The sequence below is a fragment of the Sphingobium sp. CCH11-B1 genome, from assembly GCF_001556865.1.
In the GTDB taxonomy this organism is placed as follows: domain Bacteria; phylum Pseudomonadota; class Alphaproteobacteria; order Sphingomonadales; family Sphingomonadaceae; genus Sphingobium.
In genome coordinates, this window is the sequence record NZ_LSJY01000202.1 from 22822 (window position 1) to 48586 (window position 25765).

General features: G+C 61.6%; 33 protein-coding genes. 24 read left to right on the plus strand and 9 right to left on the minus strand.

The window, feature by feature from the left end; all coding sequences use genetic code 11:
• The first annotated feature begins 21 nt into the window (after positions 1–21).
• On the plus strand, positions 22–474 hold the full coding sequence (locus AX724_RS19835; RefSeq protein ID WP_066770101.1) for a phage tail tube protein: 453 nt from the start codon (positions 22–24) through the stop codon (positions 472–474).
• Here AX724_RS19835 and AX724_RS23775 read toward each other — a convergent pair.
• Positions 434–1060 carry a hypothetical protein gene (locus AX724_RS23775; protein WP_156448187.1) on the minus strand — a complete coding sequence of 209 codons (627 nt, stop codon included), beginning with the start codon at positions 1058–1060 and terminating at the stop codon, positions 434–436. The two genes, AX724_RS19835 and AX724_RS23775, sit on opposite strands and share 41 nt — an antisense overlap.
• A gap of 230 nt (positions 1061–1290) precedes the next feature.
• Here AX724_RS23775 and AX724_RS19840 point away from each other — a divergent pair, with 230 nt between their 5' ends.
• The 16 genes from AX724_RS19840 to AX724_RS19905 all read left to right on the plus strand — a co-directional run bounded on the left by AX724_RS19840 (position 1291) and on the right by AX724_RS19905 (position 15733).
• Positions 1291–1725: a gene transfer agent family protein gene (locus tag AX724_RS19840; protein WP_066770104.1), complete on the plus strand. Its 435-nt coding sequence runs from the start codon at positions 1291–1293 to the stop codon at positions 1723–1725.
• Between the two features lie 20 nt (positions 1726–1745).
• On the plus strand, positions 1746–1880 hold the full coding sequence (locus AX724_RS24785; RefSeq protein WP_269454175.1) for a hypothetical protein: 135 nt from the start codon (positions 1746–1748) through the stop codon (positions 1878–1880).
• Positions 1880–4375: a tape measure protein gene (locus AX724_RS19845; protein ID WP_066770107.1), complete on the plus strand. Its 2496-nt coding sequence runs from the start codon at positions 1880–1882 to the stop codon at positions 4373–4375. Before AX724_RS24785 ends, AX724_RS19845 begins: the two co-directional genes overlap by 1 nt.
• On the plus strand, positions 4375–4938 hold the full coding sequence (locus AX724_RS23165) for a hypothetical protein (RefSeq protein ID WP_082733618.1): 564 nt from the start codon (positions 4375–4377) through the stop codon (positions 4936–4938). The genes AX724_RS19845 and AX724_RS23165 overlap by 1 nt, the downstream gene beginning before the upstream one ends.
• A complete protein-coding gene (locus tag AX724_RS24980) occupies positions 4931–5317 on the plus strand; it encodes a DUF6950 family protein (protein ID WP_066770114.1) in 387 nt (128 codons plus the stop codon). Before AX724_RS23165 ends, AX724_RS24980 begins: the two co-directional genes overlap by 8 nt.
• Positions 5310–7445 (plus strand): hypothetical protein, encoded by a 2136-nt coding sequence (locus AX724_RS19860; RefSeq protein WP_066770116.1) that lies wholly within the window; start codon positions 5310–5312, stop codon positions 7443–7445. The genes AX724_RS24980 and AX724_RS19860 overlap by 8 nt, the downstream gene beginning before the upstream one ends.
• 49 nt (positions 7446–7494) lie before the next feature.
• Entirely contained in the window at positions 7495–8175 is a 681-nt protein-coding gene (locus tag AX724_RS19865) for a hypothetical protein (RefSeq protein ID WP_066770118.1), read from the plus strand.
• A gap of 10 nt (positions 8176–8185) precedes the next feature.
• Positions 8186–8536, plus strand: a complete 351-nt coding sequence (locus tag AX724_RS19870; protein WP_066770120.1) for a hypothetical protein — start codon at positions 8186–8188, stop codon at positions 8534–8536.
• Positions 8537–8539: 3 nt separating this feature from the next.
• Positions 8540–10873 (plus strand): SGNH/GDSL hydrolase family protein, encoded by a 2334-nt coding sequence (locus AX724_RS19875; protein WP_066770122.1) that lies wholly within the window; start codon positions 8540–8542, stop codon positions 10871–10873.
• 10 nt (positions 10874–10883) lie between these two features.
• Complete coding sequence (locus AX724_RS19880; RefSeq protein ID WP_156448189.1) at positions 10884–11756, plus strand: hypothetical protein; 873 nt, start codon at positions 10884–10886, stop codon at positions 11754–11756.
• A 69-nt stretch (positions 11757–11825) separates the two neighbouring features.
• Positions 11826–12158, plus strand: a complete 333-nt coding sequence (locus AX724_RS19885; protein WP_197421648.1) for a hypothetical protein — start codon at positions 11826–11828, stop codon at positions 12156–12158.
• Positions 12155–12691 carry a glycoside hydrolase family 108 protein gene (locus AX724_RS19890; RefSeq protein ID WP_066770130.1) on the plus strand — a complete coding sequence of 179 codons (537 nt, stop codon included), beginning with the start codon at positions 12155–12157 and terminating at the stop codon, positions 12689–12691. The genes AX724_RS19885 and AX724_RS19890 overlap by 4 nt, the downstream gene beginning before the upstream one ends.
• A complete protein-coding gene (locus AX724_RS19895) occupies positions 12688–12915 on the plus strand; it encodes a hypothetical protein (protein ID WP_066770133.1) in 228 nt (75 codons plus the stop codon). Before AX724_RS19890 ends, AX724_RS19895 begins: the two co-directional genes overlap by 4 nt.
• The gene (locus tag AX724_RS23780; protein WP_156448190.1) at positions 12912–13055 is read left to right on the plus strand and encodes a hypothetical protein; all 144 of its coding nucleotides are present in this window, start codon (positions 12912–12914) and stop codon (positions 13053–13055) included. The genes AX724_RS19895 and AX724_RS23780 overlap by 4 nt, the downstream gene beginning before the upstream one ends.
• The gene (locus AX724_RS19900) at positions 13055–14995 is read left to right on the plus strand and encodes a hypothetical protein (protein ID WP_066770136.1); all 1941 of its coding nucleotides are present in this window, start codon (positions 13055–13057) and stop codon (positions 14993–14995) included. Before AX724_RS23780 ends, AX724_RS19900 begins: the two co-directional genes overlap by 1 nt.
• A 9-nt stretch (positions 14996–15004) precedes the next feature.
• Positions 15005–15733 carry a heparin lyase I family protein gene (locus tag AX724_RS19905; RefSeq protein WP_066770139.1) on the plus strand — a complete coding sequence of 243 codons (729 nt, stop codon included), beginning with the start codon at positions 15005–15007 and terminating at the stop codon, positions 15731–15733.
• On the opposite strand, the gene AX724_RS23785 is transcribed toward AX724_RS19905, so the two are convergent.
• From AX724_RS23785 to AX724_RS19935, 8 genes are all read right to left on the minus strand, one after another.
• Positions 15702–15980: a hypothetical protein gene (locus tag AX724_RS23785; RefSeq protein WP_156448191.1), complete on the minus strand. Its 279-nt coding sequence runs from the start codon at positions 15978–15980 to the stop codon at positions 15702–15704. The two genes, AX724_RS19905 and AX724_RS23785, sit on opposite strands and share 32 nt — an antisense overlap.
• Positions 15981–16053: 73 nt before the next feature.
• Complete coding sequence (locus AX724_RS24790; protein WP_269454176.1) at positions 16054–16176, minus strand: hypothetical protein; 123 nt, start codon at positions 16174–16176, stop codon at positions 16054–16056.
• A complete protein-coding gene (locus tag AX724_RS19910) occupies positions 16166–16465 on the minus strand; it encodes a hypothetical protein (RefSeq protein ID WP_066770142.1) in 300 nt (99 codons plus the stop codon). The genes AX724_RS24790 and AX724_RS19910 overlap by 11 nt, the downstream gene beginning before the upstream one ends.
• Positions 16455–16700 (minus strand): hypothetical protein, encoded by a 246-nt coding sequence (locus AX724_RS19915; RefSeq protein ID WP_066770144.1) that lies wholly within the window; start codon positions 16698–16700, stop codon positions 16455–16457. The genes AX724_RS19910 and AX724_RS19915 overlap by 11 nt, the downstream gene beginning before the upstream one ends.
• Complete coding sequence (locus AX724_RS19920; RefSeq protein ID WP_066770145.1) at positions 16697–16882, minus strand: hypothetical protein; 186 nt, start codon at positions 16880–16882, stop codon at positions 16697–16699. The genes AX724_RS19915 and AX724_RS19920 overlap by 4 nt, the downstream gene beginning before the upstream one ends.
• A 244-nt stretch (positions 16883–17126) precedes the next feature.
• Positions 17127–17567 carry a hypothetical protein gene (locus AX724_RS19925; RefSeq protein ID WP_066770146.1) on the minus strand — a complete coding sequence of 147 codons (441 nt, stop codon included), beginning with the start codon at positions 17565–17567 and terminating at the stop codon, positions 17127–17129.
• The gene (locus tag AX724_RS19930; protein ID WP_066770148.1) at positions 17564–17881 is read right to left on the minus strand and encodes a hypothetical protein; all 318 of its coding nucleotides are present in this window, start codon (positions 17879–17881) and stop codon (positions 17564–17566) included. The genes AX724_RS19925 and AX724_RS19930 overlap by 4 nt, the downstream gene beginning before the upstream one ends.
• A 2-nt stretch (positions 17882–17883) precedes the next feature.
• Positions 17884–18393, minus strand: coding sequence for a hypothetical protein (locus tag AX724_RS19935; protein ID WP_066770151.1), 510 nt, complete (start codon positions 18391–18393; stop codon positions 17884–17886).
• A gap of 196 nt (positions 18394–18589) precedes the next feature.
• Between AX724_RS19935 and AX724_RS19940 the strand changes: the two genes are divergently transcribed.
• The 7 genes from AX724_RS19940 to AX724_RS19970 are packed head-to-tail and all read left to right on the plus strand — an operon-like array spanning position 18590 to position 25649.
• A complete protein-coding gene (locus tag AX724_RS19940) occupies positions 18590–19063 on the plus strand; it encodes an A24 family peptidase (protein ID WP_066770161.1) in 474 nt (157 codons plus the stop codon).
• A gap of 51 nt (positions 19064–19114) precedes the next feature.
• On the plus strand, positions 19115–20128 hold the full coding sequence (cpaB, locus tag AX724_RS19945; RefSeq protein ID WP_066770164.1) for a Flp pilus assembly protein CpaB: 1014 nt from the start codon (positions 19115–19117) through the stop codon (positions 20126–20128).
• 2 nt (positions 20129–20130) lie between these two features.
• The gene (locus AX724_RS19950) at positions 20131–21624 is read left to right on the plus strand and encodes a type II and III secretion system protein family protein (protein WP_066770171.1); all 1494 of its coding nucleotides are present in this window, start codon (positions 20131–20133) and stop codon (positions 21622–21624) included.
• Positions 21625–21639: 15 nt separating this feature from the next.
• On the plus strand, positions 21640–22305 hold the full coding sequence (locus tag AX724_RS19955; protein ID WP_066770172.1) for a CpaD family pilus assembly protein: 666 nt from the start codon (positions 21640–21642) through the stop codon (positions 22303–22305).
• Between the two features lies 1 nt (position 22306).
• Positions 22307–23593, plus strand: a complete 1287-nt coding sequence (locus AX724_RS19960; RefSeq protein ID WP_066770173.1) for a pilus assembly protein CpaE — start codon at positions 22307–22309, stop codon at positions 23591–23593.
• Between the two features lie 52 nt (positions 23594–23645).
• Positions 23646–24644, plus strand: coding sequence for a type II secretion system F family protein (locus AX724_RS19965; protein WP_066770174.1), 999 nt, complete (start codon positions 23646–23648; stop codon positions 24642–24644).
• Positions 24645–24659: 15 nt separating this feature from the next.
• Positions 24660–25649, plus strand: coding sequence for a type II secretion system F family protein (locus AX724_RS19970; RefSeq protein ID WP_066770176.1), 990 nt, complete (start codon positions 24660–24662; stop codon positions 25647–25649).
• Positions 25650–25765: the final 116 nt, after the last annotated feature.

Genomic DNA, 25765 nt, shown 5'->3' on the forward strand with positions numbered 1-25765 from the left:
AAATCTCGCTGGAGTTGCGGAATGGCCTATACCGACAAGCTGAAATCGACCCGCGTGGCGATCATGATGGGCAACGGCGCATCGCCGGAAGTCTTCGCGCCCATGTGCGGCATCACCACCAAGGGTTTTCAGCAAACGCGGGCGACCAACGATACCGTCGATTGGGACTGCGCCGATCCCGACGCTACACCTATCACCGTTCGCGATGTCGGCGCGACAGACTGGACGATCAGCGGTTCGGGCCTGCTTCACCGCCCGCTCCTCGCGCAGGTTCAGGAAGCTTTCGACAGCGCCGACGCCACAAACTATCGCTTCATGTTCGATGAACCGACCGGAAACGAAGTGATCGACGGCTATTACCAGGGGCCAGGCATCATCACCGACCTCAACATCACCGGCACCAACGGCGAATATGTTCAGATCAGCATCACGATCAGCGCGGCAGGAGCAAAAACCTTCGTAGCAAACCCTTAATTCCGGTCGCCCGCTGGTCAAGAGGCAGAGATGGCGCTTCAGGATTATCCAGATCATCAAGGACCGGAATCCAAGACTGAAACATACATGCACATTGCCCCGGATGGGTGCATTCGTCGAATGGCGTAATCTCGACTTGACTCACCGGAAGCCTAGCCTCGTTTAGGGCTAGCGCTTTGGGGCATGGTCCGGCAGCCATATTGGACGCGCGAAATCGGATAATATCTACCCCCGCCGACTTGGCTGATTGAAGGCTGTCGTAGGAGCGGATCAGCCCCGTTGCGTATGCGCAAATTGTCCCGGCAGACTCGACAGGATCAATGCGACCTTCCTCGTTTAGCGTATCCCACAACTCAAAGGTGAACATGCCACGGTAGTTTAAGCCGCGCTCCCTTTTGTCCTGCGGCGACATCAGCCTGCCGGACTTGCGGATATCACGCCAATTCAGAATGCCGGTCCGATGCGCGCTGATGTAGAAATCAATGTCAGAGGGGGTAGCGTTGGACAGGCCGGAATGGCGCACTGCATGAGCGATGAGTTCCGCCTCGGTTTTTAATTCAGGCCGCATTTCTGCTAGATGCCGCATGACTTAATCAAGCCGATGCCGATCGCCAGGACGATGGCAAAGCCTACCATCCCGCGCACCCTCGCCGCCCTGATAGAAGATTGAACTTCCTGCTCGCTAAAGATCGACTGGCAGTAGGGACAGATGCGTGCCTCATTGTCGATGCGCTTTCTACACTGTGGGCACTGCTTCACCGCTGCCTCCGCTGGCGTCCGTAGAGTCGCCCGATGGTTCGCACATAGCGTCGGGCCATGCAAACCGAGATCACCCTACCCTTCGCTGACGGCGAATATCTATTCCGGTTGCCCATCAAGCGCATTGTCGAGATCGAAGCCAAGACAGGCCCTATTGACCTCGTGAAGCACCGCCTCATGCAGGGCGGATGGTCGATCCACGATGTTGTCGAGACCATCCGGCAGGGCCTAATCGGCGGCGCAAGAGGCGAGGTTAATGGCGTGTCCGTCGAGGTCACTGCCCTGCGCGCGAACAGCCTGATCGAAAACTATGTCGATAATCACGCGCTGGCCGAGCATCACATTACCGCGAAGGCCATCATCGCCGCCCTCTATGTCGGTTACGCCCCTGCCCAAGAGGCTAAAAAAAAAGCCCCGGTGAAGCCAAGGAGCCGGAAAGCATCGACTGGGGCCTCGTCCTCCACAACCTCCGAACCATCGGCTTCGGCCTGAAAGATGCTGAGCAGGTTACCATGCCGGAATATGCCGCGCTGATCCATCACCACGGGCTTGCTAACGAGGATAGCGAAGAAGCTCCGCCGAGCGCCGATGATGTGAGCGCCATGTTCCTGCGCATGGAGCGAGCTGGCATCGGGAAGATCCACTGATGGCCGTTACCGCAGATCGCGTCGTTGTCGAGTTGGAGGCCCGGCTTGACCGCTACGAAGCCAATGTCGCACGCGCCGAAGCGAAGTTCGACAAGGCCATGGGTGGCATCCAGAAGAGCGCCAGCGCTACCGAGGCGCTGGTGTCGCGCGCCATGGGTGGAATCACAGGCGCTCTTGCTGGTGTATCAGTTCTCGCCCTAGCTCGTTCGTTTCTGACGATCACAGATGAGGCAAAAAAGCTGGACGCTCAATTGCGATTGGCGACGGCAGGTTTCGGTTCGTTCGGACAGGCTCAAAGGGATGTGCAGCGCATCGCTGATGCCACACGTTCTGGCCTTGTTGAAACTGCCTCCCTCTATGGAAATTTTGTGCGGGGCGCGAAGGAGCTTGGGGCGAGCCAAGCGGAAGCTGCGCGGGCAACGGAAACCTTCTCCAAGTCTCTCAAGATTAGTGGCGCAGACGCCAACCAAGCGGCATCTGCCACCCTCCAGTTTGGGCAAGCGCTGGCGTCTGGCGCGCTCCGTGGCGATGAACTCAACAGCATTTTGGAGGCTTCTCCTCGCCTTGCCCGCTTGCTCGCTGACAGCATGGGGCAACCCATCGGGCAGATCAAACAGCTTGGGGAGGAAGGCAAGCTAACCTCCGACAAGCTGCTTGCCGCCTTGACGGATCGGAAGTTCACGGCTGGCATTGATTCCGAATTTCAGCAGCTTCCTGTCACATTCGATGACGCGATGACGCGCGTTTATAATGCAGCCATCACGACATTTTCCGCCTTCGACAAGGGCGGTGAATTTTCTTCCTACATCGCCAGCTTCTTCGGTGAAAGCACCGATGGTTTCACCAGCATGGAGGAAGATGCATTCAATGCTGGGGCGGAAATCAGAGCGACCTTTGCCGGCCTGACCGACGTTTTTCAGCCGCTGATTGATGCAGCATTCGGCGCGTTCGACAAGATCGAAACGCGGGCCAATTATGCCCGCGATAGCATCGCCAACATTCTTCGCCTGATCGACAACGCTGACAATCTGTTGATCGGCATAGACAATTTCGGTCGCCGTTTCGACAATCGTGTAAAGGCTACTTTTAACGAGGCAGCGCGTCGTGCCGGGAACACTGGCGGCGAGTTCGCGATGACGCCTCTTGCAAAAGAGGCTGACCGCGCCGGAAAGTTTCTCAAGTCGTTCAATCAGTCGATGGCGGTGGCTCAAGGTAAGCGGGCCGAAGATCGATTCCGCGCCAACAACTTCATTTCCGGCGTTGATGTGTTCGGCAACCCCCTTCCCGGCACCCCAGGCGCGGCTCCGGGCAAGCGCCCCTCTGCCCCATCATCCAGCGGCAAAAAGACCCGGACCCCGCGCTCCAAGCTGAACCCGGAAGCCTTCGCACGCGAAGAAGCGAGCCTGAACGACGAAATCCTGCGCCTCAAGCAGGTCGAGATCACCAGCGCCGATGAAAAGGCAAAATCCGAGATCGCCCGCGCAGAGACGGCGAAAGCGGCGGCGGTCAAGGATGTGAATGCTGACGAACGCTATACCGCCGAGCAGAAGAAGAAGATCGTCGTGCTTATCGAAACGGTCGCTGCTCTGGAAACGGCGAAGGCCGTTTATGAGCGCGACGTTCAGACGGCGAAGGAGGCGCTTGATGTCCGCCTAGGCGACCTCCGCAACCAGCAAGACCTTCTGCGCGCGCAGACTGACCTAGCAGACACGCGAGAGCAGCGCCGCGATCTTGAATTGCGGCTGCTCGACCTTGCCTATCAGCAGGAGCGTGCCGAGCTTGAGGCTGTCATCGCCAGCAAGGATGCAACCGAAGCTCAGAAGAAGATCGCGCAGGCCCGGCTTGCCGCATTGGGTCAGATGCAGCAGGCGGAGACTGCCGGCATCGAGCGGCAATATGAAGGCCCTCTCGCCCGCTACCGCCGCAATCTCGACGCCACCAGCACGCAGGACCAGATCGAAGAACTGGTTACCCAAGAGCTTGATTACGTTCGCGACGGCATCCGTGACAGCATCACCAAGCGGCTCGGCATCAAAGACCCGTTCCTTGCTGGACTGCTGGACATGTTCATTCAACAGAACATCATCAAGCCGCTCGCAGCGTCTTTTGCTGGCGCGGGCGGTGGCATTGGCGGTATCGTCAAAACCGTTGGCTCGTTCCTCGGCTTCTCCTCTGGCGGCTCTGGCACAATCGGTGGCAGGGGTGGCACCGACACCAATGTCCTGTCCTTGAATGGCCGCCCCTTCGCGAATGTTAGTCGCGGCGAGACGCTTAGTGTCGGCAGCAAGGCGCTTCGCGGCGGCGGTGGCTCCCCGACGATCATCCAGCCCATAATCCAGGTCGATGCGCGCGGGGCTGTGATGAACGATCAATTCGCGGCGCAAATCCTTGCCCGGTCGGCTCAGCAAGCGCAGCAGGCAGCGGCGACGATGGGTCAAGGAGTTCTAAAGGCTGTTCCCCAGCGCATGGCTCAATATCAGACGGATGGCACCTGATGGCCTTCTATCGCGAGTCCATTATCGTTCGCATTGATTGTGACCCGCCCGCACTGCTCTGGTCAGGCGTCGGCCCGCTTTTCGTGCCTGCTGATATTGTAATCCCTGAGGATGGCATAGCCCTTGGAGGCGGCGAGCTGGTAAGCATCCCGGACTTCCAGCAGCTGATGAATGGCACAGCCGAACGTTTGGAGTTCACCCTGTCCGGTGTCGATGATGAAACGCTCCGATTGGCGCTTGAGGATGCGCCATCGGTGCGCGGCGCGCGTGTTGATATTGGGCGCGTGGACTTTGATGAAGAATGGCAACTGATCGGGATAGAATGGGAAGCCGTTTTTGAGGCGCGCAGTCTTTCCATCAGCCGCCCCGCCTCTGACGGAAACCAGATCACGCGGTCCATTTCCCTAACGATTGTCGCTGGAGATAGCACACGGGCGCGAGCGCCTAATGCGTTCTTCACAGATGCGGACCAGCGACGCCGAAGCCCAACGGATGCAATTTTCTCTTATGTCGCCGGGATCAATGCCGGCACCTCACGCAGGTTCGGCCCGTCCGATGCCTGACCTTGGCGCATATCTGGCCGACATTGGCGGTAAGCCATGGGATTGGGGCAAGGCCGACTGCTGCACATTCCCGGCTGACTGGCTCATATTGTGCGGGCGGCCCGATCCCATGTCGAGATGGCGTGGGCTTTATGCCGACGAGGCTGGGTGCGCAGCGCTGATCGCAGACGCTGGCGGGCTTATGCCGCTTTGGACCAAAGCGCTCGGGGAGCCAGCGCTTTGCGAGCCTGAAATTGGCAATGTCGGCGTCGTTCAGATGTGGGGCCACGCGGCGGGCGCGATCTTCACTGGCAAGCGATGGGCTGTTCGCTCGCAACGAGGATGGGCCGCAGCCTCTTTCCAACCTGATGATGTCCTGGGGGTCTGGTCCCATGGGTAAAACTTTGGGCAACATTATTGCTGTCGGGTTCGCAATCGGCGTCAATGTAATTCCGGGCGTCGGCACCGCAATCAGTTTGGGCATCGCCAGCACCGGCCTCGGCCTCGGTTTCGCGGCAACTCAGGCCGTCATAAGCGCTATTCAACTCGGGTCATTGGCATATGGCCTTCAGGCAGGCGCGTCCCTTTTGGGTCTCGGCCCTAATCTGCCCCGGCCCGACACAGCAGTAACAAATATCAAGACCACCCGCCCGCCCCGCGTTTCCGCATACGGCAAGGGGCGACTCTATTTTGCCTATGCTCTCTATGAGACCGCAGCGAACGGAACGGCAGTCGATGTCGGAGCGGTCCATGACGGAAAAATGAACGCGCTGATCGGCTTCTATCTAAACGATGATGCGGTCACGTTGTCAGGTAACACGGTCAATGCGGGGGCGGACAATCGCTACAGGGATGGCGCTGTGTCGCTCTATTGGACGGATGGCAGCAATCCAGGAACTCCGCTTTCCGCTGTATCCTCGTTGATCCCAGGTTGGGGAGAAAATCATCGCGGGGATGGTGTCGTCATGCTTGCCCAACTGGCAAAGGCGGTAAAGTCCAAACGCTATCTTGAAACTTACCCGAACCAAGTGCCATCGCCATCCATGGTGGCGGAATGGCAGCTATGCCCTGACCCCTATTCGGATGATCCATCCGACCCGACCGGATGGACATGGACCGAAAATCCAGTTCGCCAGCTAATGCACTACAAGTTGCTGCGCGAAGGCGTTGATTATGCGACAAAGATCGCCCCGACGATCGCATTCTGGCAGGCAGCGGCAGGTGTTTGTGATGAGGCGCGCCCACTGAAAGATGGCGGTAGCGAGCCGCGCTATCGATCATGGGTCAGTCACAAACATACCGATCGGCATGGCGAAGTGCAGGCCGCCCTACTTACGACTTTTGACGGGTGGATCGCTCCGCGATCGGACGGCGCATTGGTCGTTTATGCGGGCAAATACTATACCCCCACGGTTTCGATCGGGCCCGCTGAAATCGTCTCTTACGACTGGAACGGCGTCGGCGTAGATGACGATAAAGCGGTCAATGAGATCGTGTGCTCCTACATCTCTGCCGAGCATGATTACAGCACGGTTGAGACGGACGCATGGGTCGATGAAGACGACATAGCTGCGCGCGGTCAGGTGCTTAGCGGGAATCTTGACCCGCAGGTTCCATCGTGGGGGCAGGTGCGCGCGCTTGCCAAAATCAAGATGGCCCGAACTAACACGCTGTATAGCGGCACGATAACGACGAACGTGGCCGGGCGATCAATCCGTGGGCAGCGTTTTATCGACTTGCTAATAACCGAAGCGGGCACAACGTTTTATAACGGCCCTGCCGAAATCACGTCGCTTACCCGCAATCTCATGACGGGAGGAGTGACATTCACATGGGTCGCCGTCGATCCCAATATGTATTCTTGGAACCCTGCCACCGAAGAAGGCGACCCCGCCCCTGTCGGCGACCGCGTAGCCCCTGAACCCCTGCCTCCGCCTACCATAACGGAAGCCATCGCAGAGCTAGGCGACGGTGGTTTCACCGCCCGCATTCGCATCATCGTGGAGGGCTTCGACCGCGATGACGTGACATGGTATGCCCGCTGGAGGGTGACGACCGACACGACATGGAACGAGCAGGAATATAGCGATATCATTCCCGGCGTCAGCGCGGCGCTCCTGACCAACCTTGTCCCTACAGACGTTGCGATTGATGTCGAAACCGCATTTGGTATCGGTGACGGGCGGATATCGCCATGGTCGAACCTAGTTTCCGTCAGCACATCTACGGCTGCGCTTGCGCCATCGCCTCCGACTAGCGCCAGCGGCACAGGCGGCGCGGGGTCGGCAGATATCGAATGGGTGAACGGGAGTTCGGGCAATCTGTCTTACGCCCGCGTGTTCCGCAACACCACAAACACGGTGATAGGCTCGACGCAGGTTAGCGGTGACTTGCCCGCCTCTCCGGGGGCGTCGCAATCGTTCGCGGACACTGTGACTGCTGGAACATACTATTATTTCGTGCGCGGCTTCAACGCATCTGGGGCGGCATCTTCGGCGGCTGCAACCGGTGCTGTCACGGTCACATAGAGGCTGGCGTCCGTAGAGTGCGACGCGGCTTTGGCGGCACGGTTTCGCCATGGCGGTATTTCCTGCACATGTCTTTAACCCGCAGGCGATCAAGGCCGATGTCGTGCCACGCCTGATCGACGGCGGGACCGCGATCAACGGGGATAGCACGGAAATTCAGACCGATGGCGGCGGCCGGTGGGAAATCACCTATTCCGGCATTGTCCTGCGCACGCCACAGATGATCCGTCTGTGGGACGCATGGACCGGCTATATGCCTGGGCAGGCGTTTGACGTGCCTTTGGTATCGCTGCTGACGGCTCCGCGCCCTGCGACCGGCCTGCATCCGGCCCGCCCTTCGGAAATCACCGGCGATGATCCAATGTTCCCCGACAGCGTGGCCTTTGCGCAGCCTTACATCGAGGCGGTCACGGTAGGGTCTGCGGCACTTCGAGCGACGCAGCTTACCATCAATGTCACGCGCGGCGCTCTGATCCAGGGCGGCGAGAAGTGCAGCATCGGCGGTCGCGGCTTCAAGATTGAGCGCGTTCTTTCCCGTGCCGGGCAGCAGGCGATCGTTGTCGTTTCGCCCCCTGCCCGCGCCGCTATCCCGAACGGCTCCGCCGTCAACTTCGACTGGCCCACCGTCCGCTGCAAGCTGGTGATGGGGCAAGACCTTGCCCCCAGTCTCGCCTTCGGCAAGCGCGCTGAAATGTCGATCAGCTTCGTGGAGGATTTCCGCGATGTCTAGCGCCTGGGAAATGAACATTGATGTGCCCCGCTCCGGTGCGGCGCAGTTCACTCTTCTTTTGCGGGACGTAGAGGACGGGCCTGTCGATCTGACTGGCGTAGCGGTGGCGATCGAGTTTCGCAACGAGTCCGGCGACAGCGACACCATCGCGACTGCTGGCGTCGAAGCCAACGATGATGTGACCGGGCTGGTATGGACTGACCAGGCCAATGGTCAGGCGCTGGTCACCTACTACGGCTCCGACTTTGACGCGCTCGACGGCCAGTATGATGTCGTCCGCCTCTCTCACAAAATCCGCTTCACGAAGGCAGGAGACGCGCCGCTGCTCGTCTTCGGCCGCGTCAACCTTCTGCCGGAGTGACCGATGGCGCTTAATGATGTCAAACGGCTAGTTGTTACGACCGCGCTGGCGACCCCGCTGGCAGGGAAGGCTGACGCCGACGAACTGACAGCGGAGGTAAGCCGGGCGACCAGTGCGGAATCAGCCCTTGATACCCGCCTGGACACGGTCGAGGCGGCTCTCCCCGGCAAGGCGACCGCTGCCCAAGGCGCTCTTGCGGACAGTGCGGTGCAGCCCGGCGATTTTGTTGATGTCCTGGCTGAGACGCCCACGGCCAAGATCATGTCGTCAGCCGAACGGGCGAAGCTGGCGGGGATCGCCGCTGGGGCCACCGCCAATGCGCCTGACGCGGAATTGCTTGACCGTGAGAACCACACCGGCACGCAACCGATCGCAACTGTCGCAGGCCTTCAAGATGCGCTGGACGACGAAAGCGACGCGCGGGTTGCAGGGGATCAGGCAGAGTTCGACCGCGCCACCGGAGCGGAAGCCACGCTGTCGGAAGCGATCACAAATGAGGCGGCGCGCGCACTGACGCAGGAACAGTCCCTGTCAGCTCGCCAGACCCGTTCGGAGCGCCAGATCGTGGATATCAACGAGACTTTCGAGCAGGGCGACGACCCCGGGGTCGTGTTCGTCGTGGCGGATGAGACGGGCCGCAAGGCCATGGATGTGACGGAGGATCGCACCCTTCGCACTGGGGCCATTGCTGTCGAAAGAAGCGCTGCCATTGGCACCAACACTATCGAAGATAGCCAGGATGACGGAGCCTATGGCCCGTTCGTGGTGGTCGATCCAGCAGGCCGCGTGGTCGAGCCGATCGAAAGGGCGGGGCACATCCTGATCCGCACCATACCGGGATATGTCGGTGACGGTGACGCCAACGACAGCGTTGCGCTGGCCAAGGCGCGGGATCGGGCGCGGACGCTCGGCCTGCGCTATGTCGATCTACAAGGCACCACAGCCTATGCGCCGGACCTGACCAGCGACGGTAACGTTCATTTCGTCAACGGCGTCGTCTCTGGCCGATATGGCAAGCGCGGCGCGCCGCTGCATCGGCCGGCTCCCTTTACTGGTCTTGGCGATCTCGACGCGGCGCGCCACCTGCCGACCTTCAGCGCCGCCGCCGCGCCAGTGGCCGTGCTGGTAGGGGACAGCACCGCGACCATCTATGCCGATGGATTGCAGGTGCGAGACTGCCTGTCCGGTATGCTGGAGGAGCGGCTGCGCCGCGCGGTGGGCAGCAAGACGCTGACCTTCTACAATCGCGCCATCGGCGGGCAGACTTGGCAGACGTTCAACAGCGGCCCCGGTTACACGCCTCCCTATGTCACCAATGCGCTCTACAGTTGGTGGTACACGGACGCCAACCGGGACTGGCTGGATTATGTCGAGGATTTGGCACCCGACCTGATCGTTATGCACTTCGGCATCAACGACCGGCAGAATATCGACCATAGCGCGATCAAAAGCGTGCTGGCCAAGATCGCGGCATGGGCCAAGGTGCCGGACATCGTCTTCACCACACCGCCGCAGCCGCAGTCGGATCAGGCGATCGATTACATGACCGATGTCGAGCAGGATGGCCGGGACATGGCCGCCGGCCTGATGCGGACGATGGCCGGTCAGCTTGGCTATGGTCTACTCGACTTCAACCGCACCTATAATCTGCGGGTGCGGGGCATCGATCCTGTCGAGACATCGCTGGTGACGGCCTTTGAAGTCCAAACCGTAGCTCTGCCGTTCGAGGCGACGGCGATCTACCGCGTCAATGACGAGGCGGTACGCGGCGCGGTGCGGGACTATGCCGCGCAGATCGACATCTCGTCCCTGACCTCGACGACTTTCGCGACGCCGCTGCGCTTTCGCCTGTCCGGCCATGGCGGCGGGCTGGATAATGACCTGCTGCTCTGGAGACATGCCAGCGGCAAGTTCGCCTGGAACGTGCGGATGGCGGGCAGCGACATGCTGTTCGCATCCGATCAGGTCAGCACGGTCGATTGCCCGACGAGCGGCACGGTCAGCCTGCGGTTCCAATTGTCGAGCGGGGGGCACGTCCGCCTTGGCATCGCCGGACCCTATGTCGAAGACCCTATCGTCAACCAATATCTGACGCGCTTCGGCGGTGTGTTCCGCCCTGCCATTGCTGGGTCGGCCGCGACATCGGCGCTGCTCTCGCTCTGGCTCGGGCGGGAACTGGTCTACACGCCGTCCCACAACAGCCGCGAAATCTGGGGCGACCCGAACAGTCCGATCGCCAAGCAGCAGCCGCTTGGCGGCAACGGGGTCAATCACCCGACCGACCTCGGTGCCCACATCATCTATGGCCCGGCGCTCGACGCCGCCCGGTTCGTCTGAAAGGATCGTCATGACCGTCATCATCCGCACCAACACCGACGTTACCGACCCCAACGCACCGATCTATGTCCGCGATCAACTGCTGGCCGACAGCAACGACGGCGTGCGCTTCCTGTTCGATTATGGACGCCCGTATAGCTGGCCCAACCAGGATGATCCGATCAACGGCGACGGCGCGCGCGATATCTCGAATCACGCCAATGCCGCATGGACGATCACGTCCGGCAGTCCCGACTTTGATCCCGAAGACGGCGGCATGGATTTTTCCACGGTAACGACGCAGCCGGCCAATCTGGTGGTCCCTGCCGCATCCTTTGCCGCCGATATCTTCGCCGACCAACTGTTCCTGGTCGCCATGTACCTAAAGCTACCCAGCGCGGCGCAATGGCCTGCCGACGCGTCGGGTTATCGTTACTTCATGTGCGGGACGTTGGGCTCCAGTTCGGTCGTGACCAGCGGGGAAGCTGACATCGTGTCGATCGGTATGTGGACGAACGGCAGCACCCACTATCTGGTCGCCCACCGCCAGAAGAACGGCACCGTGGTCGATACGCTATTCATCGACATGGCCGGCCAGTTCGAGGCTGTCGGGCAGCTTGGCTTCTGGCGCAGCGCGACACAGCAGGGGCTGCGCTGGAAATCGGCGGCGGGGACCGTTCTCTACACGCTGAGCGCATCGACCAAGAATGTCACCAACTTCTCATCCAAGACGTTGCAGGTCGGCCTGCCAAACACCTTCTGGGGGCTCAGCGATGCTGGTCACCGCGCCAGTTCGCATTACCGCATGTTCCGGCACTTCGGTGAAAACCTCGCCCGCTCGGGCCGTGATCCGGTGACCGTGCTGGATGCGGACTATGCGCGCAACATCGGGCGGTTCGCGTGACACAGCAGGGAGCAGCGGCGATGACGCCATGGGGCGGAGGGCGTCATGCCTGATCTAGATTCCGCTTCCATGATCATCGGTGAACTCAAGGGCCAGTTCGCGGCTCTTGAGAAATACATTCACAATCGGTTCCACGATCAGGCGCAGCAGGCGCAGGTGCAATATAACTATCTCGAAACAATCCTCAAAGAACTCAAGGCTATGCGTGAGTCAGACCGGCAGGCCGCTGTGGAAAATCACGACGAGCTGGAGGAGCGTATCGCCGCACTGGAGGCGATCAACACCAAGCGCGACGGCCTCATGGGGGGCGTGGACTGGCTGATGAAGTCGCCGCTGGTGGCGTGGATCGCCGCCGCAGCCCTGTGGGCGTGGGCGCTTATAACGGGGAGGGTTCACGGATGAGCATCGAAACCATGATCGAAGCCACCATCGGCAAGGAAGGCGGATATGTGGATCACCCTGCCGACCGGGGCGGGAAGACCATCTGGGGCATCACTGAAGCGGTAGCCCGCAAGAACGGCTACACCGGCGACATGAGGGCTATGCCGCGCTCGACAGCGGTCGCCATCTATCGCAGCGAATATGCGATCAAGCCCGGCTTTGCAGCGGTCGCGGAAATCTACCCCCGCGTGGGCGAAGAGCTGTTCGACACCGGCGTCAACATGGGGCCGGCGCGTCCGTCGATGTGGCTTCAGGAATGGCTCAACGCTCTCAATCAAGGCGGTAAGCATTGGCCCGACATTGCGGAGGACGGAAAGATCGGCCCCGGCACACTGGCGGCCCTCAAGGCATACAAGAAGGCGCGCGGGGCTGAAGGCGAAAACCGACTGCTCGCGGCTCTGAACGCATCGCAAGGCGAGCGGTATAAGCAGATCGCGCGTAGCAATCCTTCGCAAGAGGCGTTCGTCTATGGCTGGCTGGCGAGGCTCGCATGAAAACAGACCGCACCACCGGCCTCGTCGCCTTCATCTCGACCCTGATCGCCGTCGTCCTGCTGTCCAAGATCGGCGGCTCTGGCGCGGACCTCGCCATCATGACGGGCCTGATCGGCGTGCTTGGCATGTTGGCTCCGGGCCTTGTCCCTTCGCGCGGCAATGACCGCCGCGTCACGATCGATCAGCCTGCTGACAGCCCCGTTCCCGTGGAGACGAAGCCATGAAACACGCCCTCCCCCTGATCCTGCTCGCCCTCGCCGGCTGCGCGACAGTCCAGTCCTACGCCAACTGCGATACGGCAAAGCGGGTCATACAGGCCGCTCAACTCGCCGCCGCTCGCTACTGCCCGATGGAGGCAAACTGATGGCTCTGAACGCGCTCACCCTCGCCGTTACATCCGGCGTACAAGGAAAACAATTCCAGTCAGCGATCAATGGCCTGACTACCGGGAAGGTCGAAGTCCTCAACGATGGTTCGCCGGGCTTTTCCACGGTCAACGGGCAGCTTATCTCGCATGGGCTTCCTTACCCCGTCTCGACGGTCGTCTTGCGCGAATACGAGCCGGGCGTTGGGCAAGGCTACAGGGATACGCGGATCGACATCACGGCTGCGACCGAAGGCCAGATCTACAATCAAGCCTTGGCCCTGCTTTCGCCTGGCCGGACGCTGGTTCGGTATCGCACTGGCGGCGAGCGGCAGTCTGACGGGTCGATCGTGTTCAGGGTGTATGCCGAGGATGAGCTTGGGGCGACTCTGAGCGCGGTAGTGGCTGGATTGCCCCCCATCCCCATCGACCTGAACGGCTACTATTTCGCCTCAACGCGCCTGCGCACGCCTCTATCCCAGGCGGCGGTTCCGGCAGGCAGCGAATATCGCATCGACGTGTGCGAGTTCTATTCCCCGCCTTACCCAACCAACAATTACCGCTTCTCGCTTCCAGGTCATTTCAGTGACAGCAACCAGACGCCTGTCGAAAACGACATGGCAAATCCGTTCAATATCGAGGGTATGCGAGTATTAGCCTTCATCAGTGGCTCGTGGCAGAGCGTCGTCTGCAACCTCAATGGACAGGCGGCGTTCACCGTCAATCCCGGCGATGGCGAACTGACGGATGACGCCGTGTTCGGCCAGTCCGTTCCTGCCAACACCCGCATGCAGGTCCGCATCGCGTCCTATGTGCAGCCGGGTCAGTCCATGATCGGCGGCCTTATCCCCTCGCAGGCCGGCGCGCTCGTCTCGCCCATGCGCACCGTAGCGTCCGTCGAATGGGCTGTGGTCGGCTCCACGTCGCAGGCGTCTCAGCTTACCGCGAACACCAAACCCACCGGCACCGATGGCCGCGTGGGCGGCAGCGCGATCTATACTCCGTCCTTTGCCGTCGCCAAGGCTGTGGGCGGTCTTCCACGCCCGGTCATCTGGCACAGCGGCGACAGCAAGACGTGGGGCAAGAATGAGAACGAAACCTATCTGGCGACGAGATATCTGTCCGCTGGTTTTGCCGCGCGCGCGTTCGATGATGACGACACGTCGCAGCGGCTCGCCGCGTATATGATGTCGATCCCCGGGATGGGCATCTTGAGCCTGTCTCCAAGGACGGCGGGGCCGCGCAAGTTCAACCTGATCCGTAAGGTGCCAAACCGGCCTTACACGCACATCACCACCGATCACTATAACAACGGCGGATTGGACGCGAGCTACCGCGCCACCTTCTCCGCCTATTATGATGTTCTGCTGGCAGAAAGCCGTTTCTGGGGCAACACTTCAGCGCCGCTTTACCAGTTCCGCGTCATTCCGAAGGCCGGCAGTTGGGCGACGACACTTGGCGGTCAAAACCCCGGCGCGGACAGTCTTGTCAACGGCATCCGCTGGCAATTCGATGCCGATCTGGTTGCAGGCAACATCTTCACCCAGCTTTCCGGCGTCATCGATACCAACACCGACTATGCCTATGACCAGTCCACGAACCGGGACAAGGTGGCGATTCCCTCGCGCACCTACACGCTGGCGGCCGACTATACGGCGAGCGCGACCAGCATCCAGGTCAACGAACTGCCGCAGCATGACGACAGCCTTGTAATCGACCCCACCAAGTCGAACGGGCGGGCGTTTATCCGTAGCTGGACAGGGAGCGGGCCATATACCTGCACCATCTTCCCCGGCGTCCCGACTGCGCGGTCAGCGGGCTATGTCGTTCCCACCAGCAACGTGGGCGACAATGTGGGTCTGCACCCCTCTCCGCAGGGGCATAAGGTCATCGCGGGCACTGCAATACCGTGGAAGTCCACCCTTGTCATGCCAACCTAAGGACTGCCGATGCCCTGGCCCACCCTCACCCTGAAAAGCTGGAAGCCCCAACGCGGCTATCCGCGCGTGGTCACGTCCACCGGCGAGCACCTGGTTCACAACGCCCAATGCGCGCCCGATCCGCAACCTGGCAAGCCGCAGATGTGGAACGCGAGGAACGATTGGGCGCTGTCGGAGGGCGCAGGTGGCTCCACCCGTTTCGAGGTCCGCGCAGGCGACCGGCAATGGTTCGACCGCAAGCAGGCCAAGGAGCGGTCCGAGCTACAGTTGCTCAAGGACTTCCCCTACCGCAAGACCATGCGGGCGACGGGCTTCCTCACCATCGAACCCGGCCCTACATCCACGGCGAAGTGGCTGAACCTGTTCCAGACCCACGACAAGGAGCCGGGTGCACCAACCGACCCGGCGCAGTTTCCTCCCATCGCTTTGGAGATCGAGCGCGGATGCTTCCGTGGCGTCGTCCGCTGGCAGAAGGACGGCAAGCTGGTCGAGGACAAGACCACCTCAGCCCTGATCCCGGTCGAGCATGGCAAGCGCTACAAGGTCGAGATCAGCATGCACGCATGCAATGACGAGCGCGGGCGAGTGCTGATGACGATCGATGGCAAGACCCTACTCGACTATCGCGGGCCGTGCGGGTTCAGGACAAGCGGCCTGCTCTATGCGCAATATGGCATCTACAGGTCCGCAGCCCCGGAGACGTTCGCTATTCGGTGGCAGAATCTTTCGGTGCGGTGAAGCTTTCCCGCCCGCGCTCGTTCCCGCACTTCCCCGTCTCCACCCAATAATAGACGGCAAGCTCTATCGCCATATCCAGCGCGTCCTGTTCGGTGCTGCCCCTACCGCCCCAGCGTGGGGTTGCCCCGCCGTCAGGATGATGGAGCCGTACCTCTGCCTCCCATCCTTTGTCTGTCGGCCGCGTGCGCCATTTCCAGACCATCTTTCTGGATGCGGCATAGTCGGACAGGCGGGAGGCGTCAGGCATGTTGCCTGTTCGCGCATTGTTCCTGATTCGGTCAAGGGGTGACGCGGGATTTCCGATTGGGGCTTACAGCGGATCAGCCGCGTGATTTACCCAACTGATCCGGTTCAGCCTTGCGCGCGAAGCCCACGCCGGAGAGTATCGCTTCTCCCTCAACCGTTCGCGCCCGCAGCCTCTCGATCACCTCATCAACCTGCATCGCGGCCTCCCTTGTAGCCCGACCGGATCAACATGGCGGCAAACATCTCTGCCGACCTCCGGCCTTGAATAGCAATCACGTTCGGCGCGCAGCTCATTTGGTCAGCAATCCGGTTGGAGTGGAATTGCTTACACTCAATATACACACCCGCGTCCGGTAGCCAAAAGTCGAGCGTCTGGTTCGCCTCCGGCACCTCGCCCTCAAGCACATAGGCCATGCCGATGGCGTCGAGCGCTTTCTGAACGATGCGCTCTATCGGGTCGGTGCATTGACGATGCTCAACCTGCATCGCTGTTCTCCAGGTGGGCGCGGACGGCTAGGCCGGTGTCGGACAAGGCATGTTCTACTGCGTCCCCGTACCACGAACGTATCAGGCCAGACTGGCCAAAGCCTCGCAAGCCTTTCATCTCGTCCATAGCCATTCCGTCTGGCCAGCGCTTGGCCGAACCATCCGCAGGCAAACTAAGCAGAAATGCGCTTTGCTCTTTGCTCAATCCCGCCGCGATCCTCTCTATGTCGCTCATGGCTCGATTAGCTCCCCGTTTCGGTCTTTCGCCAGCTTCTCCCCGTCCGCGAAAACGGCGTATCGGTCGCCAGCGTAGTAAGCGCCATACCATGCCATGATGGACGCAATGCTGGCCGTGTCGCAGCGGATCGTCGCCACCTTGGGCTTTGCATCGCTGTTCACGAATTGTAGCTCAACCATTATGCCCCTTCCCCCGATGCTCTGGCGCGGATCAACGGCATTGCGTTCGCCAGCACCGCTACACATGCGTAATTTGCTGCATCAAGCGGACCGCAGCTTTCGGACGATGATGCCCCGCATTTTGGGCATTTATCGCTGCTCCTGAAGCGCGGGTTATTGACCGGGCACGCCTTCCTCACCTCATCGGTATAGTCGAGCGCCTTGCTCAGCCCCTCCACCGCGTCGGCTAGTTCGGACAATGAGGTCATCGTGAATAACTCCCGCTATGGCCGCGCTCGCCATATTTGGCGCGCCGGGTGGCCCATGCTTGCTTTCGGATTTCGGAGACCGATCGGGCTGGCGTATCGGGTAAGGCAACCTCGAACACATAATGCCCGCCACGCCTCCAACTGAGCATGTGCCATCGGAGATCGACACGCCGATTGATAAGGCTAATGATTGATTCAGCGCCAGACCAGCCACCAGTGCTGAACTCGATAAGTGTAACGGGTTTGCCGGTGATGCCTTTGCCTTTGCGGATGCGGCAGAAGCAGCACATATTTTCAGCGGCGCGTGGCAGTTCGCGCAGGAGCCATTCGCCTGCCGCCTTCATATCCAGCGGGGGCGATGAGACGTTGCCCCACGCCACGAAATCCTCGTCTACGGGATAGCATTCCTCGTATTCGATTTCTGGCCAGTCGCTCATCGTCCTTCCTCTGATCGTGTGGGGGTGGGCATCCTGCGAACCTTGACGTTGACGCCCATTTCTTTTGCGAGCGCCTGAATGATCGGGATTGCAGGGAAGTAGGCGACGACATCCAGCCCGCCATCTGCACGCCGGTGGACGGTTGCAACATCACCGGTGGGGCCGGTGTTTCCAAACAGGCGGATCGTCCGCCCGCATGTCTTGTTTCGACGTGGCAGGGTCAGCATGACGAATGGCTTATCGGCAAACACCTCGCCGCGATTGAAGCGGTCAACGGCATCCATGCACAGGTCGAAGAGTTCGACGGGCCTCATCTTCACCCCCTCCTTTCGATGGATAGGCGGGCTATAAAGCCAACGTGATGCGGCCAACGTTTCATCGCCAAGCGGGCCTGCCGTTCCATGTCCTCCGCCAAAGACATAGTTTTTAGAAAGCGTTTCACGCCCGCCTTCGACCCTTTGTTTCGTAAAGCATCGCCGCGCCATTTCTCAGCCCAGCGCAAATGGTCCGCAACCTCGGCATTGACGCGGTTGCGGGTCGCCATGCGAAATGAGTGGCGAAACCAAAAAGCGCCAGGGCCGTCAGGCATGTGCCATGGGTTGAAGGCGAAATATCCCGATTTGTCGTTCTTCCTGACGATTATGGCGTTCCAACAATCACCCCATTCGACAGACCATTCGTGATTGTCGTCCGTCAGGAAGTGATGTGTTTCGCGCATTTCGTTATAGGCGACAGCGGCGATGTCCACGCCAGCCTCGCACGGCTTGATAGTGATGCCGTAATGGTGGCGGCATTCGACGCCATAGAATATATCATGCTCACCCATGCGCGGTCCTTTCGCGTGTCGGCAGGGCCGGTGTCACGTTGCGTAGGCGTGGTGCTGGCCCGATTTGGTTTTGCCTGCGCCAGCCAACATATTGATTCATATGAGGCTTGTTTTTCGTCTCGCTAAACCGCGCAGCGCAGAAAACTCCCATTCTTGGTAAAGGTTTGGTAAGCCAAAAGGTCTAGTGCGCAGGCCCATGTACGGGGATTTTTTCAGGCTGGCGCTGATCTGCGCTCTGGGCACGCTGCTGATCGTCGCGGCGATCACGGACCTTCGGTCCCGCATCATTTCCAATCGGTTGAACCTGATCGTGGCGGCGCTGGCGCCGCTGTGGTGGATCGCCTGCGGCCTCCCGCTGTGGCCGGACGTCGTGGCGCAGTTGGGCGCGGGTATCGTCGTGTTCGCGATTTTCGCGGGGCTCTTCGCGTTGGGCCTGATGGGCGGCGGCGACGTCAAGCTGCTTGGCGCGCTCGCCTTATGGTTCCCCTGGCAGATCCTGGTGTCGTTGCTTGTCCTGATGGCGCTGCTGGGCGGCGTGGTGACCATCGTGACGGTCATCGACCACAAACTGCGGAAAAGACAGGGACAAGCAGAGATTCCCTATGGCGTCGCCATCTCGATCGCAGCCCTTTGGGTACTTGGCGAACAATATCTTAACCATTTTGCGTGATGACCGGGGTGTTTGGGGCAGTGCACCCATTTGAGGGAGGCGAATTTCGTCATGGATGCTAAGAAGATCGTGCTGTTGGTGGGAGCGCTAATCGTAGCGGTCACGACAGCGTTGCTTGCGCGCAGCATGCTGAGTTCGTCGAGTGCCCCCCAGGTCAATGCCGCAGCCATGCCCGCGGACGCGGATCAGCCGCATGTAATGGTCGCGACCAAGGCCCTGCCCGTGGGCACCATCATCGATGCGGAAAGCTTCCGCTTCCAGCCCTGGCCCAAGGATCTGGTCGAGCAGGCCTATTATCTGCGCGGCCAGGCCGACCCGGCCAAGATCGCGGGCAGCGTCGTGCGCACCGCCATCACCGCTGGGCAGCCGCTGACGCAGGGTGCGCTGGTGAAGCCGGGCGAGCGCGGCTTCCTTGCCGCCGCCCTTGGCCCCGGCATGCGTGCCGTGACGGTTCCGGTATCGGCGCAAAGCTCCGTCGCGGGCTTCGTGTTTCCGGGCGACCGCGTCGACCTCGTCCTGACGCAGAGCGTGTCGGGCGGCGGCGACGGCGATCCGCTCAAGGTGTCCGAAACCATCCTGCGCAACCTGCGCGTGCTCGCCACCGACCAGCGCATGGACGCCATGGGCCCGGACGGCAAGCCGGTGGTCCAGACCTATTCCAACGTCACCGTCGAGGTGACTCCCAAGATCGCGGAAAAGATCGCAGTCGCACAGACCATCGGATCGCTGTCCATGTCGCTCCGTTCCATCGCGGACAACGCCTCCGATCTCGACGCGGCGATCGCCGGGACGGACGTCGATCTGCCCGGCAGCGCCAATCCGAATGCGGAAAAGGCGATCATCGCCAAGCTGGCGTCGCGTCCGGTCGATCGCGGCTCCACCTATTCGACCGGTGCGGACGTATCGCGCTACCAGCGCAGCTCGGTCCCGGCCAAGGCCGAACCTGCCGCGACCGCCATGGCGGGCGCAAACGGCGCGCCAGCTGGCACGGTCGCCTTCAAGGGACCGGTGATCCGCGTCGCACGCGGCACCAATGTGACCGATGTTCCGGTCGGGGGTAAGTAAAGATGAAGAGCTTGCATATGCACGCCGCGCGCGTCGCCCGTCCGGCGATCGCGCTGGGCCTGGCCGCCGCCGCCGTCATGGCCCCCGCCGCGGCCGTCAACGCCGAACCGTCCACGATGCAGGATAATGCCATCCTGATGTCGGCGGGCGGTAGCCGGGTAATCAACCTGTCGGCTCCCATGTCCGACGTGGTGATCGCCAACCCCGAAGTCGTGGACGTCCATGTCCGCTCGCAGAACCAGCTCTACCTGATCGCGAAAAAAGCGGGGGAAACCACGGTCTTTGCCACTGCAAAGAATGGCAAGGTGCTGTTTTCCGGCACCGTTCGGGTCGGCAACAATCTGACCAGCATAGATGACATGCTGCGTCTGGCGATGCCGGAAGCGAACATCGCCGTGAACAAGATGAATGGCATGATCCTCCTGACCGGCACGATCAAGGCCCCCGAGGACGCCGCCGAAGCCGAACGGTTGACGCAGGCCTTCGTCGGCAAGGAAGTGACCGTGGTCAGCCGCCTGCGGATGGCGACGCCGCTGCAGGTCATGCTGCAGGTCAAGATTGCCGAAGTGAACCGCGATCTGGGCCACAAGATTGGCATGAACATCACCGGGCTCGGCACGGGAACCGGCAGCTTCAGCGGATATATCAACCGGGCGAACCGCCCTTTCCAGACCAATAGCGGGGGGGGTGCGCCGACCGATGACATTTCGCGTTCCTGGGTCTTTAACAGCCCCACGGATGGAACGACGTCCCTTGGTTTCGTTGCAAAACTGCTGGGCATGGACCTTGCCGCCGCTCTCGACCTTGCAGAATCGAGCGGCCTCGCCACCACCCTCGCCCAGCCCAACCTGACCTCGCTTTCCGGCGAGACGGCAAGCTTCCTGGCAGGCGGCGAATATCCCTATACGGTAAACAACGGACCTTCGTCGGGCAACAGCATCGAATTCAAGCAATATGGCGTCCAGCTGGCCTTCACGCCCACGGTGCTGGCCGATGGCCGCATATCGCTTCGCGTCCGGCCGACCGTGTCCAGCCTTGATTTCAGCGTCAGCGCCAGCGTTCCGGCGCTGCGCAGCCGTACCGCCGAAACCACGGTGGAACTGGGTTCGGGCCAGGCCTTCATGATCGCAGGCCTCCTGAACAACCAGACAAGCAACAATATCTCCAAGGTTCCGGGGCTGGGAGACATCCCGATCCTGGGCAGCCTGTTCAAGTCGCGCCAGTTCCAGCGCAACGAATCCGAACTGGTCATCGTCGTCACCCCCTATCTGGTGAAGCCGATGAACGCGGCGGATGTGCGCCTGCCGACCGACGGTTTCCGCAACGCGACGGAATTGCAGGGGCTGATCAGCCAACAGACGAACGACGGCGTCAGCGGCGGCCGTCCGGTCGGCCCGACCCGCGCCCCGGTACCGGTGCCCGTATCGCCGGCTCCTCAGGCCTCTGCCGCAAGGCCGGCCAAGTCCGGCGCCGTCGCCCCCGGCTTCAGCTTCTGACGGAAGGATAAAGATATGATCCGCCATACCCCCGCCCGTCTGTCGCTCAAGGCTCTGGGGGCTCTTGCCCTCGCCGCCCTGCCGATATCGGTGCAAGCAGCCCCGCCGCGCGAAAATCGCAGCCTCGATTCGGTGCATCAGCCGGTCGTCAGCCAATCCGCCTACACGTTCGACGTGCTGGCGGGCGCAAGCGGCGGCCTGTCGGCGGCCGAAGCGCTCCGTCTCAACGACTGGTTCGTGTCGATCGGCCTTGGCTATGGCGACAATGTCGCGATCGTCACCGAAGGCGGCTACTACAGCCCAGCCGTGCGCGAAGATGTCGCCGCCATCGTGGCGCGCCATGGCCTGCTGGTATCGGAAGACAGCTCCGCCATCGCTGGTCCCGCGGCGGCAGGCAGCATCCGCGTGATCGTGCGCCGCTCTACCGCGCGCGTGCCCGGCTGCCCCGACTGGCGGTCGAAACAGGAAACCAACATGAGCCTGCCGACTTCGTCCAACTTCGGTTGCGGCGTGAACAGCAACTTTGCCGCCATGGTCGCCGACCCGGAGGATCTAGTCCGGGGCCAGGGCACCGACAGCGACCTGCGCACCGCAACGTCGAACCGGGCGATCTCCGCCTATCGTGACAAGGCCCCGACCGGCGCGGGCGACCTCAAGCAAATCAACGCGGGAGGCCAGTGACATGAACGCACCCTGGAAACCCGGCATGGCCGGTCAGCGCGATCCCTTCCACGCCTTCGTCTGTGACGATCACAGCTTCGACATGCTGCGCGCGGTCGCGGCCGAGATGGGCTGGGCACCGGAAAAGGTGAACAAGGGCGGCATGCGCAACGCGGTGCAGAGCCTCTCGATCACCGCTTCGCCGCAAATCCTGTTCATCGACATGTCCGAAAGCGGCGACCCGCTGAACGACATCAACAGCCTGGCCGAAGTGTGCGAACCCGGAACGGTGGTGATCGCCGCCGGGCAGGTCAACGACGTGCGCCTCTATCGCGATCTCGTCGCCAGCGGCATTCAGGATTATCTGCTTAAGCCCTTCGGTGCGGACCAGCTGCGCGATGCGCTGGCGCAGGCGCAGGCCGTGTTCATGGCCCCGCGCGATACGGGACCGGACCGTCCCCACTGCACCATGGCCGTGATCGGTGCGCGGGGCGGCGTGGGCGCGTCGAGCGTCGCAACGTCGCTCGCCTGGCTGCTGTCGGAAAAGAAGCAGCGGCCGACCGCCCTGCTCGACCTCGACGTGCATTTCGGGACGAACGCCCTCGCGCTCGATCTGGAGCCGGGGCGCGGCCTGACCGACGCGATCGAAAATCCCAGCCGGATCGATGGCTTGTTCATCGAACGGGCGATGGTGCGGGCCAGCGACACGCTCGCTATCCTGTCGGCCGAAGCGCCGATCAGCCAGCCGGTGATGACCGATGGCGGCGCATTCTATCAGCTGCTGGAAGAATTCCATCAGGCCTTCGAATGCAGCGTCATCGACCTGCCGCGTAACATGCTGATCCAGCATCCGCACCTGATGGCCGACGTCAATGTCGCGCTGGTCGTGACGGAACTGACGCTGGCGGCAGCACGCGACACGATCCGCATCCTCTCCTGGATCAAGACCAATGCACCGCAGAGCCGCGTGATCGTGATCGCCAACCGCGTTCACCCGGGCGCACCCGAAATCAGCCGCAAGGATTTCGAACAATCGATCGAGCGCAAGGTGGACATCCTCATCCCCTTCGACCTGCGCGTCGCCTCGCAAGCCGCGAAGCTGGGCAAGACGATCGCCGAAACCGCCAAGGGCAGCAAGGTCGGCGCGGCCTTCGCTGGTCTGCTGGATGCCGCGATCGGCGCGGGCGATGCCGATGACGGCGCATCCACGAAGAAGCACGGCGGCAAGAACCAGTCGTTGCTGGGCAAGATCGATTTCAAGTCGATGATCCCGTCGCGCCGCAAGGGCAAGGTGGCGCAGGAAGGCTGACGGCCTGCCGCCATCGGGCGGCGGGCTTCACATAGAGGGACTGGCTGAGGCAATGGACGGCAATTTCATTCTGATCATGGTGCTGGTGGCGACCCTCTTGGGTGTCGCTATCGTCGCCTTGGCCGGCCCATCCCCCAACAAGGCACAGAAGCGGCGCGTGGCGATGATCCGCGGCCGGCATGGCGAATCCGCCGAGGCGCTGCTTGAAGCGCGCATGCGCCGGGTGATCTCCAATCGCAACACGGGCGGCGATGCCAAGATGCTGGTGTCACTCGTTCCCAACCCGGAAAATCTGGCCAAGCGGCTGCAGATGACCGGGCGGAAGTGGACGCTGAGCCAGTATATGACCGGTTGCGCGGTCGTTTTCCTGCTGATCGCCGGCTTCCTCACCCTGCGTGGCTTTCCCTTCCTCTTCGCGATGATGGTAGGCCTTGCGGCCGGCCTTGGCCAGCCGCACTGGTGGGTCGGCCGCCTCATCACCAAGCGCGTCAACCTCTTCACCGCCAAATTTCCCGACGCGCTTGAATTGCTGACGCGCGGCCTGCGCTCGGGCCTGCCGATCACAGAATCGCTGGGCATCGTGTCGAGCGAAATCCCGGGGCCTGTGGGCGAGGAATTCAAGCTCATCACCGAGCGGATCAAGATAGGGCGCACGATGGAACAGGCGCTTCAGGAAACGGCCGACAGGCTGGGCACCCCGGAATTCCAGTTCTTCGTCATCACGCTGTCGATCCAGCGCGAAACCGGCGGCAACCTTGCCGAAACGCTGTCCAACCTGGCAACGGTGCTGCGCCAGCGTGCCCAGATGAAGCTGAAGATCCGCGCCATGTCCTCGGAATCAAAGGCATCGGCCTATATCATCGGCGCCCTGCCGTTCCTTGTGTTCGGCCTCATCTCCTACATCAATTTCAACTATATGACGCCCTTCTTCACGCCGGACCCGAACGGCCTGTTCGGGCTGGGCACGATGCAGATCGTCGGCATAGGCGGCATGTGCTGGATGGGCATTGGCGCCTTCATCATGGCCCAGATGGTCAATTTCGAGATTTGAGGGGGAAATAGCATCATGGACGCCCCTGCCCCCGCCGGCACCCTGTTCGGCCTGACTGCGACCGATGTCGGCACGCTACTCGCAGCGATGGCGAGCCTGGCCATATTGTTCGCGCTCTACGCCATCATGACCGTGCGCGATCCGATGGCCAAGCGGGTGAAAGCGCTGAACGACCGGCGCGAACAGCTCAAGGCCGGCATCACCGCCTCCACGGCCAAGCGCCGCGCCAAGTTGGTCAAGACGAACCAGACCACGGACCAGATGCGGTCCTTCCTGTCGAGCCTCAAGGTGCTTCAGGACGACCAGCTCAAGGACGTGCAAACCCGCCTGGCCCAGGCGGGCATCCGATCCAAGGACCTTGCGGTCGCCGTCATCTTCGGTCGCATGATCCTGCCGATCCTGATCGGCGGGGCGGCCGCCGTGTTGCTTTACGGCGTCGGTATCGAACCCGAATGGGGACCGATGAAGCGCTTCTTCGCCTTCGCGGCTGCGCTGTTGCTCGCCTACAAGGCCCCCGACATCTATATCAACAACAAGGTGCAGAAGCGCGCCGCGGCGATCCGCAAAGGGTTGCCGGATGCGCTCGACCTGCTGGTCATCTGCGCCGAGGCCGGCCTGACGGTCGACGCCGCCTTCAGCCGCGTCGCCCGCGAGCTGGGCAAGGCCTACCCCGAACTGGGCGACGAGTGCCAGCTTACCGCGATTGAGCTGAGCTTCCTTACCGAACGGCGCATGGCTTTCGAGAATCTGGCGAACCGCGTGAAGCTGGATGCGGTCAAGGGCGTGGTCACGACCATGATCCAGACCGAGAAATATGGCACGCCGCTGGCCTCTGCCCTGCGCGTCCTGTCGGCCGAATTCCGGCATGAGCGGATGATGCGCGCCGAGGAAAAGGCGGCGCGCCTGCCCGCGATCATGACGGTACCGCTGATCCTGTTCATTTTGCCGACCTTGTTCGTCGTCATCCTGGGCCCGGCGGCCTGCTCGATCAACAAGGCCTTCTGACGGCACAGATCGCGGCCGGACGCTTGCCGTAGCGTCCGGTGGCCCCTTCTTCCAAACCGTACAATCCGCTGGAACCGAAGGCTTTCTGCGGCTATTTTACGCTGACGTAAAAGGAA